This is a genomic window from Glutamicibacter arilaitensis Re117 (assembly GCF_000197735.1).
GTDB lineage: Bacteria > Actinomycetota > Actinomycetes > Actinomycetales > Micrococcaceae > Glutamicibacter > Glutamicibacter arilaitensis.
On record NC_014550.1, the window covers coordinates 336,768 to 352,000 of the forward strand.

Consider the following 15,233-nt stretch of genomic DNA (forward strand, 5'->3'; position numbering starts at 1 on the left):
ATCTACCAGATAAATATTGTGACAGCTACGGGGCGACATGTCCTAGTTGGGGCGGTAACCATTGGTCATATTGCCTAGGAACCTCAGTGCGAGTTGTTGAAAAACACTGGCTATCCCTTGAATTCAGCCAAAATTTGTCGCCAAAAGCTCTTCCACTCAGACACCTGCTCAGGTGTTTCAGCCTTAGTGATGTTTATGGCTACCGAGGATTTTTCACCCTTGAGCCCAATGTCTACCTGTGCCTTGGTGCCATCGCTGAAATCAGCTCGCCAATAGCGCCATCGCTCTGAGCCGCTGGTGCGTGCAGGTTCGGAAAGTTTATGGCCGTTGAACTCGTTGCGCCCTTGGACGCAGACGACCCAGCGTTCCAATGCCGTATCCAGATCAGCATCGATGGTGCTGCTTACCGAACCTTGGAAGGTGCCGTCTTGGGCTTGGCCGGGTAGGCGTCTGCTGATTTGCTGCTCATAGGCCACAGCCACGGATTGAGCCCACCAGCCTGGATTATCGACAGCTGGGGGAATGTGGGTGAAAGCCAGTTCGGCTATTTGCTTATGCGTAAGTTTGTCGGCTCCGCCGGCGCGCAGTTTGGAGCACCACTGGTCCCACTCGATGCCGGTGGCTTTGGCGATGGCTGCGAGGTTGCTGCTTTTGATTGCCATGAGGACAGTCTAGGACGGGTTTAGAACTGCCGGTACTCCGAAGCGATGCGCCGGGCCCAGAGGAGCCTGCCGCATTCTTGCTGGTCCTGCATCAGCGGAAGCAGCATCTGAACCCGTTCGTTCTGCTTCATGCCGCGCAGGCCGGCGGCATCCATGATGCCTGCCCATTCCTCCATGCTTGACCCAGTGTGGTTTTCGATTTTCTCGGCTCTGCTCAGTGATTCGCTCATGTGCCAAAACCTAGCAAGCTCCAACGACAAGTTGGCCACGGCTGCCGCCGCCTGGCGCCGAGGAATGGGCCTTGAATGGGGGAAGAGTCTTGAAGCCGTGGAATGCCCGTTCAAGCAAAGGCGATTAAATGCCCCCGGCCGGTTTTCTCGGTGATTCCGAGAAGACCGGCCAGGGTTTGGAACGCTCTAGAGGGACTTGATTTCCAAATTCAATCGGCTCAGAAGATCGATGAGTGCCGACAGATCCTCATTGTCCCAGTTGGTCATGCGCGAGCGGAGCTCTGTCCGCCACCCTTGGAAGCATTCATGCCACCTTTCTACCGCAAGCTCGGTAGGCAGGAGGTGGAAGACCCTGCGGTCTTCCGGATCGACTTCACGCTTGACCAGTGCCAGCTGTTCCAGCTTGGTGATCATGCGCGATAGCGCAGCTTTGTCGACCAGCAAGTGTTCGCAGATTTCAGACTGGGTGATGCGTTGGCTCCGCAGAATCATGCCCAGCACGGGCAGGTAGCCCGGGGTGAGCCGGCTGTCGAGCCGAGTGGCCAATTCCCGTTTGGCACGCGCTGTCAGCGCGATCAGTGAAAACAATTCCTGTTCGGCTGACGCGTAGAGATCGGGACGTTCCGCAGTCGGGGCGTCTTCGGCTTTGCTTGAAACCTGCACCGGATCTCCTAGCTGCCAGCTGGCGATTCTGGCTTGGTTCCGCCCTGGTCCTCAGCGGCGAGATCCTGCATGCGTTCGGTTGCGGTCTGGGTCTTCAGCGACTGGTTGGGGATCAGGCAAACAGCGATGACGACGATCAGGGACAGCGGTGCGGCAAGGGTGAACAGCGAAGGCACTGCATCACCGTAGATGGATTCGAAAATCACTCGGACTGGTTCTGGCATCGTGGCTACCGAAGGCAGGGTGCCCGATCCCAACGCCGCAGTCAGCTCCTTGGCTTGGTCTCCTATGGTCGCCAAGGCGGCGGCTAGGTCAGACTGGCGATCGGCGATCATGTTCGGCACGGTGGCTGCCAGCACGGCGCCCAAGCCAGCGGTACCCGCAGTACCGCCCAAGGTGCGGAAGAAGTTGACAGCTGACGAAGCAACACCCAGTTCCTTGACGTGGACCGAGTTCTGCACCACCAGCACCATATTTTGCATGACCAGGCCCATCCCGGCACCGAGGATGAACATGTAGGTGGCTACCAGCGCGTAGTTGGTGTCGTAGTGGATGGTTCCCAACAGGAACAGCCCGATTACGATCAGCACCGAACCGGTAACTACCAGCGCCTTCCACTTGCCGGTGCGCGAGATCATCGCACCGCCGATGGTGGAAATGACCAGCAGGCCGCCCATCAATGGGAAAGTCATCAGGCCGGCCATGGTGGCCGAGGCCCCGCGTGCCATGATCATGTACTGGCTGAGGAACACCGAGGTGCCGAACATCGAAACGCCAACGGCCAGCGAAGCGATGACCGCGTAGGTGAAGGTGCGGTTCTTGAACAGGCCCAGGCTGAGCAGCGGCTCAGAAGACTTGGCTTCCACTACAACGAACAGCGCCAGCATGACTACAGCACCGGAAATCATCAGGTAGCTGGTCATCGATGCCCATTCGAACTGCGAGCCGCCCAGAGACATCCAGATCAGCAGCAGCGAGACACCTGCGGAAAGCAGGAGAATGCCCCAGTAGTCGATCTTGACCTTGCGCTTGGGGATGGCTGGCAGGTGCAGCGTGCGCTGGATCAAGATGACCGCAGCGACGGCGAAAGGCAGGGCAATGAAGAAGTTCCAGCGCCAGTTGATGGCGTCGGTGACGAAGCCGCCGATCAACGGGCCGCCTACGGTGCCGACGGCCATGACTGCGCCGAACAGGCCCATGTACTTGCCGCGTTCGCGAGGGGAGAGGAAGTCGGCCATGACGATCTGGGCCAAGGCGCCCACGCCGCCGCCGGCCAGGCCCTGGATAACGCGCATGGCGATCAGGAAGCTGGTGTTCTGCGAGAAGCCTGCTGCGGCCGAGGCGAGGACGAAGATGCCCAGCGCAATCTGCAAGAGCAGCTTGCGGTTGCCCAGGTCGGCGAGCTTGCCCCAGATCGGGGTGGAAATGGTGGTTGCCAGCAGGGTGGCTGTGACAACCCAGGTGAAAGCGGTCTGGCTGCCGTTGAGATCGGAAACGATCACAGGCAGCGAGCTGGAAACTACGGTGCTGGCCAAGATGGAGACGAACATGCCCATCAAAATGCCCGTGAGGGCAGTGAGGATTTCGCGGTGGGTCATCTTGGGCTTGGCGACCGGTGCGGTTGCGGTCATGGAAGCTCCAAAAATAGGGTCAGGAATTAAGGCCTGAATGGTTGATTGATGTCAACTATACGGCGATAGTTGATGATTATCAACTAAGCGTGCTTTATGGCACATCCCGACGCCAGCAAGGAAAAACGCTCTGCGCCCAGGCCGATAAATCAGCAGGGCGCAGAGCGTTGAAACGCAATAAAATTATTGGCTGCGGCGGTTATCCATCTCGGGAACCACAGGATGCGAAGAAGCCTCACACCCGGTGCCGGAATCAACCGGCTTGCCGCCAACGTGCAGCAGGCGTGGCTCGGGAAGCTGGGCCTTGGGCTTCTGTGCAGGATCTTCGGATTCTTCCTGCTCATCCTTCTCCGTGGCCTCCTGCTTTTCGGCCTTGAGCCGGGCCGGCCCCGGAGCGGTGCGGCCAGCGGCGCGGCGTCCTTCGAAGGCACGAGCCAAAGTCACCTCATCGGCGTACTCCAAGTCGCCGCCAACCGGCAGGCCAGAAGCCAAGCGGGTGATGTGAATACCCAGGGGAGCCAGAGCACGCACCAGGTACACGGCGGTGGCTTCGCCCTCAAGGTTAGGGTCAGTGGCTAGGATCAATTCGGTGATCGAATCATCGGCCAAGCGCGTAACCAGTTCGCGGATGTGAAGCTGTTCCGGACCGATGCCCGCTAGTGGATTGATGGAGCCGCCCAGCACGTGGTACTTGCCGGAGAACGCGCGGGTGCGTTCAATGGCCAGCACGTCCTTGGACTCTTCGACGATGCAGATCTTGGTTCCATCGCGACGCTCATCGCGGCAGATGGCGCAGATTTCCTGCTCCGAGATGTTGAAGCAGATCTCGCAGAACTTCACCTTTTCCTTGACCAGCTGGATCGAGGCGGCCAGCCGGGTCATGTCCTCGGCATCGGCATCAAGAATGTGGAAAGCAATGCGCTGAGCCGATTTCGGGCCGATGCCAGGCAAGCGACCGAGCTCGTCGATCAGTTCCTGTACAGCACCTTCGTACACGTGCGCCTACTTTCTACCTTGCTTTAATACCGTGAAATTGTTCCTTGGTACACCCTAGTGTCTCACTGCGACAGTTGGCCGTGGTGCCGGCTACAAGCTTCGCTTGATCTCCACTACATTCCCGTTAACGTCGCGTTGCTCGATAACCATTCCGCCGAGCAAGCGTTCTACCGCAGGAACGCCGATCAGTGCCGAGTCCTCGACCTCGATGTCATCGTCGCTCGGGACGAATTCCTCGGGTTCCTGCACGGGAGCGGGAGCTGGCCTCGAAGCCTGTCCGCCCCAACCGGTAGCCGCTTGGGCAGGCGCTGGCGCACTGGGTGCGTTCTTCGCCTGATCCATCAGCTGCTGGTAGCGGCTCATCCGTCCCAATGGGGCCGGAGCCGATGCGGGTTCCGCCTCAGCCTGCGGCGCACCCCAGCTCGGAGCCGATTCCGGAGTCGCTGGCTGCTGCACCGGGGCACCAGGCTCTTGACGGGGCTGTTCCTGAGGGCGTGGCGCAGCAGGACGCTCAGGCATCGGTGCTGCGGCGGCAGAAGCCACCTCCGGCGAAGCCGGGGCCGAGGATGCCTGCGTCTCAGGTGCAGGAGCCGCCAGATTCTCGAAAGAGCCGGTGGTGCTTCCAGGGTGCAGCGGTGTCGACGACACCGGACGCTCGATATTCGGCATGCCGCCTTCAGCTTGGCGTGCCGTCATGCCAGCGGTCATCCGAGGCTTGGGAGCTACCGGAGGTCCACCGAAATTCCGTGGCGCGCCAGTTGCTGGAGCGGGGGCCACCGGGGAGGGCGGCGCAGCAGCAGCTGGTGCCGCAGCCTGTGGCTGTGGTTGCGCCGGAGGTGCTGGCGGAGCGCTGCCAGCGGGCTGGAAGTACGGGTCATCCGGGTATGGAGACTCGTCAAAGTAGGGCTCATCGGCAGGAGGCGGAACATCCTCGTAAGCGCTGGCGTACCCGTCATGGGCGCGTGGCGCAGGAGCCACCGGTGCCGAGCTAGGCGCGGCAACCGCCGGACGCTGCTGTGGTGCCGGAGCAGCGGCCTGGGCCCTTGCCGCGGCGCGCGCAGCAGCCCCAGCAGAACTTACAGCTTTGGTGAACTTAGTTGGTGCTGGAATTGGCGCCGGGATTGGCCGGCGCTCACCTTTTGGGGAACCACCACCGTTGGGGTTGGAACCACCTTCGGTGAGGACCACTTCCAGTGGCGAACCATGGACCTGGGAGAGGACCCCGGTCAAGGTACTCATCAAATCCGGCCGGTTGCGCAGATTCACGATGGGCCCGGTGTTGCTGAACGCCAAGGTCAAGGTGCGGCCATCGAAGCCTGCCACGGAGCCGTAAGTGGCAACCATGGAATGCAGGACGCGGGAGTTGCCCTGCAGCTGCTGCAGAATCATCGGCCAGGCCTGCTGGAACTTTGCTACCGGTGAGCCGGAACCCTGTGGTGCTTGCTGATGGTCTTGCGGCATTCCGTTTGGAGCAGCCTGCTGCGGTGCGTGCTGCTGTGGCTGGCCTTGCTGACGCTGCGCTTGTTCTTGTGCGGCGCGTTGCTGTGCTTCGCGCTCAGCCTGTTCATGCTGGGCTTGTTCACGCTGGGCTTGCTCTTGTGCGGCGCGTTGCTGTGCTTCGCGCTCAGCCTGTTCATGCTGGGCTTGCTCTTGTGCGGCGCGTTGCTGTGCTTCGCGCTCAGCTTGCGCACGCTGGGCATGCTCCTGCTGAGCATCTACGCCAGGTTGGCTGGCATTCTCAGCTGGCTGTGGCTGTGCGCCAGCTGGTGCTGGTGCTTGTGGTCCACGGTTGGCAGCGGCACGTCGCGCAAATTCGGCCATGGCAGGATTCTGCTTCACATCATCGATGGAAACACCGGTGCCGAAGGACAGATCCTCGCCGCTGGAAGGGTCAGGAACCAAGCTGAATGGGGCTACGCCTTCTGGACGAGCTGCCGGAGTGCTAGGGCCAGGCTGGACCTCGGTGGTTACCGGATGGACATCACCCTTAGGACCCCAAGTTGCGCCCCAGTCGGCAGCTTCGCCGGTGTTCAGCGAAGCTGCGGCTCCTGGATCCAGCGGAGCATTTGGATCACCATCCTCAGCCTGCTGCGGCTGTGCCGAGGCAGCAGGCTGAGCTGAACGCACTGGTTGCGCGGCAGTTGCCGAAGACGAGTTCTCCTCAGATTGCTCAGGGTGCTGGTTTTGAACGGGGGTTGCTTGCGCTGCAGGCTGTTGAGCCTGGGAAGACTGTTGCTGAGGCTGGGCCTGCTCTGGCTGCACCTGGGCGGGCTGCTCTTGAGCAGCTGGCGCGCCCTGGGATTCAGCCGGGGCTCCACCTAGGCGGGACTTGGCTGCAGCCAAGGCCTCGCGTACTGCGGCAGCTCCCTGACGCGCGGCAGCTGGGTTAGGAGCTGCGTTGATTGCGCCAGGAGCACCCGAAGCCTCGTCTTCATCAAGAGCTGGAAGCGCGCCGCCGGTCATCGCGTGGCGTTCCAAGCGATCCAACCGCGCTGCAAAGGAGCTGTCCGAGTTCTGCGAACCTGGCAGCATCAAACGCGCGGCCAGCAATTCCAGATGAAGTCGCGGCGAAGTTGCGCCGGTCATTTCGCTCAGTGCCTTGTTGGTGACATCTGCCCAGCGCGATAGTTCGCCGGCCCCAACCAAACCTGCTTGCAAGCGCAGGGCTTCGAGCTGGTCTTCAGGCACGCCGCGCAAGATCTTCTCCAAGCCTTCTGGCATGGCCTTGGCGATGATCAAATCACGGAAGCGTTCCAAAACGTCTTCCACGAAGCGCCGTGGATCCAAACCGGTCTGGATGATCCGGTCAATGGCGCCGAACAATCCCGCACCATCGGATTCATGCAGTGACAAGGTGACTTCATCGAGCAGCGTGGAGTGCGTGTATCCCAGCAGCGCAATGGCTGTTTCGTAGTCGAGATTCCCGTCCCGGGCGCCTGCGATGAGCTGATCGAGCACCGAGAGCGTGTCTCGGACCGAGCCGCCGCCAGCACGGATGACTAGCGGCAATACGCCTTCGGCTACCTGGACGTTCTCGCGCTCGCAGAGCAACTGCAGATATGCCAGCAGAGCTTCGGGCGGAACCAAACGGAATGGGTAATGATGGGTGCGCGAACGGATGGTGCCAATGACCTTTTCCGGTTCAGTAGTCGCAAAGATGAACTTGATGTGCGCAGGCGGCTCTTCAACAATCTTCAGCAGGGCGTTGAAGCCGGCAGCGGTGACCATATGAGCCTCATCGATGATGAAGATCTTGTAGCGGTCACGGGTAGGAGCGAAGGTTGCGCGCTCACGCAGATCGCGGGCATCATCCACGCCACCGTGGCTGGCCGCGTCAATCTCGATGACATCCAATGAACCAGGGCCGCCATTGGCCAAGTCCACACAGCTAGCGCAGGTACCGCAAGGAACCGGGGTAGGACCTTGCTCGCAATTCAAGCAACGGGCCAAAATGCGGGCAGACGTCGTCTTGCCGCAACCGCGCGGGCCGGAGAACAAGTATGCGTGGTTTACACGGTTCTTCTCCAACGCCGTCATTAAGGGCGCAGTAACGTGCTCCTGTCCGATGACGTCGCCGAACGTATCGGGACGATATCTGCGATATAGCGCTGTACTCACACCGGTTCCCTATCGGTTGCGTGATGCCGGAGGCATCAGCTGTTGGACAATATTCTCTGGATCGACGATCCACGGTTCACGTGGCAGAGCCGCCGGATCGAAAGCTTGTAGAGCTGCCTGCAAACTTGTGCTGGGCAAGCCCAATGACTCTAGCAAAATCGTCACAACGTTGGCTGGAAGCAGGCCTTGTTCGGTGATCTCTTCGAGTGTTACCGCGCCGTCGCGTTTAGCTAATCGCTGGCCCTTGGAATTCAGCGCCAGCGGCACATGTGCGTAGACCGGGACCTCGTAGTCCAAAAGTGTCGCCAAGTAAGCTTGCCGTGGCGCCGAGGAGAGCAAATCATCACCACGCACCACCTGGTCGATGCCTGAGAATGCGTCATCCACGACTACAGCAAGGTTGTAGGCAGGAGCGCCGTCGTTGCGAATCAGGACAAAATCATCAACCGCACCGGTGTAGTCGCCGAACAGTTCGTCATGAACAGAAAATTCGTTCACTTGCGAACGCAGGCGCAAGGCCGCAGGACGATTCTTAGCTTTGGCTTCGCGTTCGCTGGGACTCAGCTCACGGCAGGTTCCCGGGTAGGCTCCGGGGGCTGCATGTGGAGCGCTTCCGGCCTCGGCAATGTCTTTGCGCGAACAGAAGCATTCATAGACCAAGCCGCGATCCTTGAGCCGTTCAACGGCCTCAAGGTAAACAGGAAGGCGGTCGGACTGTCGGAGCATCTCGCCATCGAAGTCCAAACCCAAAGATGCCAATTCATTGATCTGAGTGGTCTCGGCGCCTGAACGTACGCGATCCAAGTCTTCAATGCGCAGCAAGAAATCACGGTCAGTGGAACGGGCGAAAAGCCAGGCAAGGATGGCCGTGCGCAAATTGCCAAGGTGGAGTGGCCCAGAAGGGCTAGGGGCGAAACGGCCAGCGCCCACGTGGACTCCATTCGGCTTGCGTAAAAGTAAAAGACCCCTCATGCACCTGCCAGAGCCCATCTACCCTTGCTACCTTCCGGTCCTGGGGGAGTTCAACAGGATGACACCACACGAGGGGTCACCAAAAATACTACCTGAGGTAGGCGCTTGGATAAAAATCGGCAGGCGTGCGCTTGCTCTCAACTGGCTGACCTCGGATCAAGAATGTTGCTCGCGCAGGAGTTTCGTGCTCAGCCCGTTTCCCTTTCTGGCGGTTCAACCCAGCCCAGCACGCGTCGAACCCTGTCGTCGAGTTGGGCAGTTGGCAGCATGGGCGTCTGTTCCTTTTCGAAATCAAAGTTCTGGACGGTGGTGACGCTGCCGGGGAGCTCAACGCACATCACGCCATTGGGGGAACGCCAATTAACGGACCCATCGGGAAGGTAGGTGGCCTGCCAGCCCATCACGTGCTTGAACATCTGGTGGCGCTTGCACAGCAAATGCGTATTGCTCCGCGTGGTGTGCCCGCCGTTGCCCCAAGCATCGATATGGTCGATCTCCGAAGTCTCTGCAGGACGATTGCACCCCGGGAAACGGCAGACAACATCTCGATGGCGCAACAGATCGCGAAGAGCTTTAGAGGGGCGGTACTTTTCGCGACCGACGTCTATGGCTGCCCCTGACCAAGGGTCGGTGAGCACCTTGATGAATGACGGGGCGTCTTTAGCAATCAACAGAGCGGTGCCCATTGGAATTGGCCCATAGCCTTCCAGATCAGCCAACGCTCGTTTTGGATCAGCCAGCATTTCCAATGCGGGAATCGTGACGGCAACGCGTGCTTTCAACGCAGTACCTTCGGTAGCTGGCCAGCCATCAAGCAGCGCGTCGCAAATGATGTCCAGCCGACGTTGCTGTTCGGTCCGCTCATCGGCCGAATCGAGATTGCGCACTGCATGCCAATTGACCGTGTTGATGATGCTTAGCGCTTTCTCTACCGGCATGTAGAGCTGGATGACGCTCATTCCGTTAGCTTCATGCCAGTAGGTGACCTTTCGATCCTCCGCGCCCTTCTTGTGCCGTTCCTCGATCGGCTTTGGATGGAGTCTTTCACGCATCTTCCGGGCACGTTGGATAATCGCGGAGTCGGTGGCATGCCGGGCTATTGGCAACAGCGTATGCTGCAGCAGCTTCACGTCCTCAGGTGCAAGATCCTGGCAGTGCTTGACGATTTCCTGCGCGGATTTGGTGGTTATCTCACCGATGCTCAGTGCCTCCAAAGTCTCTGCGCAAAGGTGACGCAGTCCCTCGGCGAAGAACAGCTTGTCCTGTGCCTTCTTCTCCGTGGTGCGCATTGCAGCAGCCACCTCGGCAACGAAACATGACCGGATCAATGACTCGTCTGATCGATTCACGCCGTAGTAGTAAGCGGATTGGCCTTCATCGCTTTCCTCGGGTTCCCCCAGCAGAGACTCTTGGGTTCCTTGGCTCACTGCATCGGCGACAGCGTACTCGTAGCTGTCAGCCAGCACAGCTGCCTCGGCCGCATCCAGCATGCTGCGCAACCGTGCGATCGCTTTCAGCCTGTCCAGCCCCTGGGCCGAACTGGTCACCGGGGATTGTTCGTAGAGCCTGGTTGCAGTGGCTGCGATTTGGGTGAAGAGATTATCCTTATCGAGATTCGCGGCCCAGAGGCCATCGACTCCGGGGATGTTCCTTGTCCCCGGAGGACTAATTGGCAGGCGGCGAGGATCATCGCTGCTGTGAAATACCTCTCTTTTGCTCATGTTTATAGTATTGATTCGTCCGGCTGGCCGAGTTTGAAGAAAAATACGAGCTGGTGAAAAGCGTCAAAATCACCGAATTTCAGGGGATGTGCGCCTTGGTGGCGCCTAGGGAAACGGCAAGGTAACGCCCGATTCGTGATTGAGCGAGAATTTAGATATGCTGGATCCTGCTCCACGGAGCAAACTGAGGAGGATTCGCCTAGCGGCCTATGGCGCACGCCTGGAACGCGTGTTGGGTTAACGCCCTCAGGGGTTCAAATCCCCTATCCTCCGCCAATGATAATGTCCCGGCTCGTCGTGAAAACGACGGACCGGGACATTATTTTTTTGCTCCCGCCCAAGTGCTGGCCGAATCTGGCGAGTAGTATCCATGGCAACTGTTCTGCAATTTTCAAGAAGGTATGGCCATGGCGAGTGTATTGGGCGAAATCTGCCTCGATTGCAACAATCCGATGCTCTTGGCGCGGTTTTGGTGCGAAGCGCTGAATTATGAAGTGCTGATGGAAGAAGCTGGACTAGTCAGCATCGGGCCCAAATTCCAAGGTGATGGGGGACTGTCACTGACCTTCGCGCAGGTGCCTGAAACCAAAAGCATCAAGAATCGCCTCCATTTGGATCTGCGTCCGCACAGCACCGCTCAGGCCGATGAAGCCGACCGGCTGCTGTCTCTGGGCGCGAGCTATGCCGATGTGGGGCAGCACGAAGACGAGGGCTGGATCGTGATGGCTGATCCTGAAGGCAATGAATTCTGCGTCCTAGCCGCGAACGACTGAAGCGCTGCGGGTTAAAAGACCGGTCGCGTCGAACCGGCATTTTCTGCCGGCTCGACGCCACGAATCTTGATGGTGCTAGCTCCTGATCCCTGCAGGAGCAGAACATCTAAGCGCTTTTGCGGTTCTTTGCCAGTTCCGGATAGTGGATGGCCGCGGTCTGCGGATGCGCACGCAACCAGCCCTTGAGCACATTCGCGCCGTAGGAAGCCAGCATCGGATTCTCCGGATCATCGGAGACACCGCGAGCTTCGGCCGCCAAGTCGGCTGGCAGTTCGACCTTGTCGATTACTGCATCCAGACGAGGGGAGTAGAAGAACGGTACCGAGTACCGGTCAACACCAGCTGGTGGTGCAATCACGCGGTGGATGGTGGCCATCAGGTAGCCGTTGGTGGCGACTTCGAGCATCTCGCCCAGGTTCACTACCAAGGCCCCTGGAGTAGGTGGCACCTCGATCCACTCTTCCTGGCCGTAGGGCTGCACCTGCAGCCCGCCGACCTGGTCCTGCAGCAACAGGGTGACGAAGCCGTAGTCGGCGTGCAGGCCAACGCCCTGGTTACCCGATTCTGGAACGACATCGCCGGAAACGTAATGCACCAGCTTGCCCATCCATGATGGTGTGTTGGCGAATGGCTCATCGAAGTGATCCTCCGGCAAGCCCAGCCCCACAGCGATGGCCGACAGCAGTTCGTGGCCGGTCTTGTTCATCAGCTCGGCCCACGCCATGGCGCGCTGTTCCAGCTGAGGGAAGTCCTCGGGGAACTGATTGGGGCCCTGCAGGTTCAAGTACGGCTTGTCCTTCGGGACAACCGCCAGGGTCTCGCGTTGTGGTCCGTAGTCGATCTGCTCGCGGGCATCGGCACGGCCTCGGGTGATTTCAGTGCCCATGCGGGTGTAGCCGCGGAACTGGGCGCTATTGCGGTTGTCGAGCTTGATCTTCTGCTCAACTGGCTTGCTGAAGAATTCTGCAATCGTGTCCAGCAGTTCCTGATCCTGTCCAAGCTGGGAGCTGTAGCCCACGATCTGGAAGAAGCCGACGCGGTGCGCAGCGTCGCGAAGCGCGGCAACGAATTCCTCGTTGAACGAGCCGTCAGCGTTGCGCGAGGTAGAAATATCGAGCAGTGGGATCTTGGTGACTACGTTATTCATAAACCTAGAGTGCACCTTGTGACGCGATTGTTACTAGCTAAAGTTACGCCCCGTTCCCCCAAGTTTCCCTTGGCGTAACAATCCTTGCTTTTTCGCGTTCTTCGTTTGAAAATACGCAACCGAGATGTAGCATCTGCCCGAATGTCCAGTGGTGGAGAATATTGCCGCTGGCACCAATCCGAAGCCGGAGGCGAAATTCACCGGCGTTGCAACTGAAATTGCTGTTTGATCTGTATTTCTGGGAGAAGCGGAGAGTTTATCCGTATGCTTGAATAGTGATCTTTCGAGCCGTAGGCGATGGCCGCCCCTATCCTGACCATGGCTATTCCTCGACCCGTGATTGGAGCGAGCTGCCTCCTCAGCAGGTGAAGCTAGCGGATCTTGTCACCACCAAATCCACTCTGGATCTTGAAACATTGCTCTCAGAGGATTCCACTTTCTACGGTGACTTGTTTCCGCATGTCGTGCGCTATCGGGACGTCCTGTACCTGGAAGACGGAATGCACCGTGCGTTGCGTTCGGCGCTTCATCATCGCTCAGTAATACATGCACGCATATTGGATCTGGACGCTAGTTAGATAAGCTAGCGCCACGAGGACGACGATGAGGTTGCCTTCGGGCCAGTGGCTGCCGAAGACTGACCAGAGCAAGGTGGAATGATGCGTGATCGCGAAGACCCGGGGCAGTGGCACGGGGCGCATATTGTTGACGAGCAGGAACTGAGCTTCAGCTCGGATGGCCAGGCTAAGAAGCGTGCTCGCAAACGCCAGAACATTGTTTTCACCGTGATGGCCCTGCTGGTCATCGCAGTATTGACCGGAGCGGTCCTCGTTTTCAATGGAACCTTGAAGCTCGGCGGCGAGCCCACTGCTGCCCAAAGCCCGACTCCCAGTGAAACAAAAATCGAAAACGCCAAGTGCCCGGCGGTCAATTTCAAATATCAGAAACCTGGAGATGTTGAAATACGGGTCCTGAACACGACCGACATTTCAGGACTGGCCAGCGATACCGCGAAAGCACTGGAAGAGCGCGGCTTCAAGATTTTCTCGCTGACTTCCGGTTGGAAATCGCTTGCCGGTACCACCGGGGCGGTCATTGCCGGACCTGATGGCTATGCTCAGGCATTCACCGTGCAGCGCCAGGTCCCCGGCACCGTCTTCATCTATGACGAGAAGAAGTGGGGAAGCCGAGTGGACCTGGCACTGGGCGAGAAGTACGAAGGCTTGGAAAAGGAACGCAAGCTCGATACTTCAGACGGCAAGTTGGTTTGCGCCAAGTAGCCGGTTAGGCGCCTTGCACGTTTCCTGAATGCACTTGCGTGAGCGCATTTGCGAACACCTCGGCAGGCTGCGCGCCGGAGATGCCGTACTTTCCGTCAATGATGAAGAACGGTACTCCGCTGATGCCCAGTTCTCGTGCCTGAGCGATATCCGCGTTGACTTCCTCGGCGTAGGCGCCGGAAGCCAGATTCGTGCGCAGCTCATCGGTATCCAGTCCTAGCTGGCCAGCGAGCTGGAGCAAGGTTTCTTCATCTCCGGTGTTCAGGCCCTTTTCGAAATGCGCAGAAAGCAGTGCTTCCTTCATTTCGTTCCCGGCACCATGCTGCTTGGCGTATTCCAAGACGCGCAGTGCGGTGAAAGAGTTCGCGACCTTCAGATTCTCGAAGTCGTAGTTCAAGCCTTCGCCGGCAGCCTGGGCGGTGACATGATCAAGCATTTGCATGACCTGTTCCTGTCCCAACCCCTTCATCTTGGAAAGGTATTCGGCCTCGCTGCCGTCGTAGTTATCGGGCAGGCTCGGGTCCAGCTGGTATGAATGCCAGTAGACATCCACGTTCTGCGAGTACTCGAAAGACTCGACACCCTTTTCGAAGCGGCGCTTGCCGATGAAGCACCACGGGCAGGCAATGTCAGAGAAGATGTCAACGCGGATTCGCTTGTCCTGCGCGGATGGGGCAGCTGTATTTTCGCTCATGCTGGGATAACAACTTTTGCTCCCCTTGCATTCCGCATTCTCGGCTACCCGGTTCGAGGCGGATAATGGAAGTGGCCTTGCAGGGCACTGCTGGTGTTGATGATCGAGAGAAAGCGGTACAGGTGGCAAAGAACCTTCGGTGGCGTGGAATCCTCTTCGCCGGGACGATTACGGCAATGGCGGGCTTCGTCGACGGCGTCGGGTTCGTCCACTTCGGCGGGTACTTCCTGTCCTTCATGTCCGGTAACTCCACCCGTTCCTCTGCGGCGCTGATGACTGGAGACTTCGCCGGATGGGGCATGGCGATGTCCCTGGTGGGTTGCTTTGTTGGCGGCGTAATCCTGGCAACCTTGATTACCTACCCACTGAAAAAGATGCGCCGCCCGGTGGCCATGTACTTCAGCGCGATGCTGCTGCTTGCCGCAGCCATCTCGGGATACTTCCTGCCGCAGCTGACGGCTTTGCTGCTGGCCGCCGCCATGGGCGTAGTCAACGTTTCCTATTCGCGTTCGGGCGAGGTGTCTTTGGGCCTGACTTATATGACCGGCACGCTGGTCAAGCTGGGGCAAGCACTGGGCGGGGCCATCATCGGTCTGGCTACAGGATCGGATCGCGGCGTCTACCGGCTGCTGTGGACGCGCTACGCCTTGCTGTGGCTGATGATCACCCTCGGGTCCTTGGGTGGAGTGCTGGCCTACTTGCGCTTGGGACTGGGCAGCTTGTGGATCGTCGCGGCCGGCATGCTCATCTGGGCCAGCCTGGCCATGATCCAAGAGCTACGCACGCCGGATGATCCGGACGAACCTTCGGGGCCGCGTGCCGGTACCTTGACCGAGATCAGCTAAA

At 59.1% G+C, this 15,233-nt stretch carries 14 protein-coding genes, 1 tRNA gene and 1 other RNA gene; 5 read left to right on the forward strand and 11 right to left on the reverse strand.

What is annotated here, in order from left to right:
• Positions 1-110: 110 nt before the first annotated feature.
• The 9 genes from AARI_RS01965 to AARI_RS18395 all read right to left on the reverse strand — a co-directional run bounded on the left by AARI_RS01965 (position 111) and on the right by AARI_RS18395 (position 10,493).
• Complete coding sequence (locus AARI_RS01965; RefSeq protein WP_013347700.1) at positions 111-662, reverse strand: hypothetical protein; 552 nt, start codon at positions 660-662, stop codon at positions 111-113.
• A gap of 20 nt (positions 663-682) precedes the next feature.
• Positions 683-892, reverse strand: a complete 210-nt coding sequence (locus tag AARI_RS19525; protein ID WP_102598671.1) for a hypothetical protein — start codon at positions 890-892, stop codon at positions 683-685.
• A 186-nt stretch (positions 893-1,078) separates the two neighbouring features.
• Positions 1,079-1,555 carry a MarR family winged helix-turn-helix transcriptional regulator gene (locus AARI_RS18390; protein WP_013347702.1) on the reverse strand — a complete coding sequence of 159 codons (477 nt, stop codon included), beginning with the start codon at positions 1,553-1,555 and terminating at the stop codon, positions 1,079-1,081.
• 8 nt (positions 1,556-1,563) lie between these two features.
• Positions 1,564-3,186: an MFS transporter gene (locus tag AARI_RS01975; RefSeq protein WP_013347703.1), complete on the reverse strand. Its 1,623-nt coding sequence runs from the start codon at positions 3,184-3,186 to the stop codon at positions 1,564-1,566.
• A 183-nt stretch (positions 3,187-3,369) separates the two neighbouring features.
• A complete protein-coding gene (gene recR, locus AARI_RS01980; RefSeq protein ID WP_013347704.1) occupies positions 3,370-4,182 on the reverse strand; it encodes a recombination mediator RecR in 813 nt (270 codons plus the stop codon).
• A gap of 90 nt (positions 4,183-4,272) precedes the next feature.
• Positions 4,273-7,800 carry a DNA polymerase III subunit gamma and tau gene (locus AARI_RS01985; protein WP_065763523.1) on the reverse strand — a complete coding sequence of 1,176 codons (3,528 nt, stop codon included), beginning with the start codon at positions 7,798-7,800 and terminating at the stop codon, positions 4,273-4,275.
• A gap of 9 nt (positions 7,801-7,809) precedes the next feature.
• Positions 7,810-8,730, reverse strand: a complete 921-nt coding sequence (gluQRS, locus tag AARI_RS01990; RefSeq protein WP_013347706.1) for a tRNA glutamyl-Q(34) synthetase GluQRS — start codon at positions 8,728-8,730, stop codon at positions 7,810-7,812.
• Positions 8,731-8,756: 26 nt separating this feature from the next.
• Positions 8,757-8,853: signal recognition particle sRNA small type (ffs, locus tag AARI_RS18910), an RNA gene on the reverse strand.
• Positions 8,854-8,960: 107 nt separating this feature from the next.
• Positions 8,961-10,493, reverse strand: coding sequence for an HNH endonuclease signature motif containing protein (locus AARI_RS18395; protein ID WP_013347707.1), 1,533 nt, complete (start codon positions 10,491-10,493; stop codon positions 8,961-8,963).
• A gap of 188 nt (positions 10,494-10,681) precedes the next feature.
• Between AARI_RS18395 and AARI_RS02000 the strand changes: the two genes are divergently transcribed.
• Positions 10,682-10,769: transfer RNA gene (locus AARI_RS02000), tRNA-Ser, on the forward strand.
• A 131-nt stretch (positions 10,770-10,900) separates the two neighbouring features.
• Entirely contained in the window at positions 10,901-11,266 is a 366-nt protein-coding gene (locus AARI_RS02005) for a VOC family protein (protein WP_013347708.1), read from the forward strand.
• Positions 11,267-11,372: 106 nt separating this feature from the next.
• Here AARI_RS02005 and AARI_RS02010 read toward each other — a convergent pair whose 3' ends face one another.
• Positions 11,373-12,413 (reverse strand): isopenicillin N synthase family dioxygenase, encoded by a 1,041-nt coding sequence (locus AARI_RS02010; protein WP_013347709.1) that lies wholly within the window; start codon positions 12,411-12,413, stop codon positions 11,373-11,375.
• Between the two features lie 275 nt (positions 12,414-12,688).
• Here AARI_RS02010 and AARI_RS20020 point away from each other — a divergent pair, with 275 nt between their 5' ends.
• Positions 12,689-12,991, forward strand: a complete 303-nt coding sequence (locus tag AARI_RS20020; protein WP_013347710.1) for a type II toxin-antitoxin system VapB family antitoxin — start codon at positions 12,689-12,691, stop codon at positions 12,989-12,991.
• Positions 12,992-13,069: 78 nt separating this feature from the next.
• Positions 13,070-13,693 (forward strand): LytR C-terminal domain-containing protein, encoded by a 624-nt coding sequence (locus AARI_RS02020; protein ID WP_081461072.1) that lies wholly within the window; start codon positions 13,070-13,072, stop codon positions 13,691-13,693.
• Between the two features lie 4 nt (positions 13,694-13,697).
• Here AARI_RS02020 and AARI_RS02025 read toward each other — a convergent pair whose 3' ends face one another.
• On the reverse strand, positions 13,698-14,387 hold the full coding sequence (locus AARI_RS02025) for a DsbA family oxidoreductase (protein ID WP_013347712.1): 690 nt from the start codon (positions 14,385-14,387) through the stop codon (positions 13,698-13,700).
• Positions 14,388-14,509: 122 nt separating this feature from the next.
• On the opposite strand from AARI_RS02025, the gene AARI_RS02030 reads away from it, so the two are divergent.
• A complete protein-coding gene (locus AARI_RS02030) occupies positions 14,510-15,232 on the forward strand; it encodes a YoaK family protein (RefSeq protein ID WP_157867064.1) in 723 nt (240 codons plus the stop codon).
• The last annotated feature ends 1 nt before the right edge of the window (position 15,233 follow it).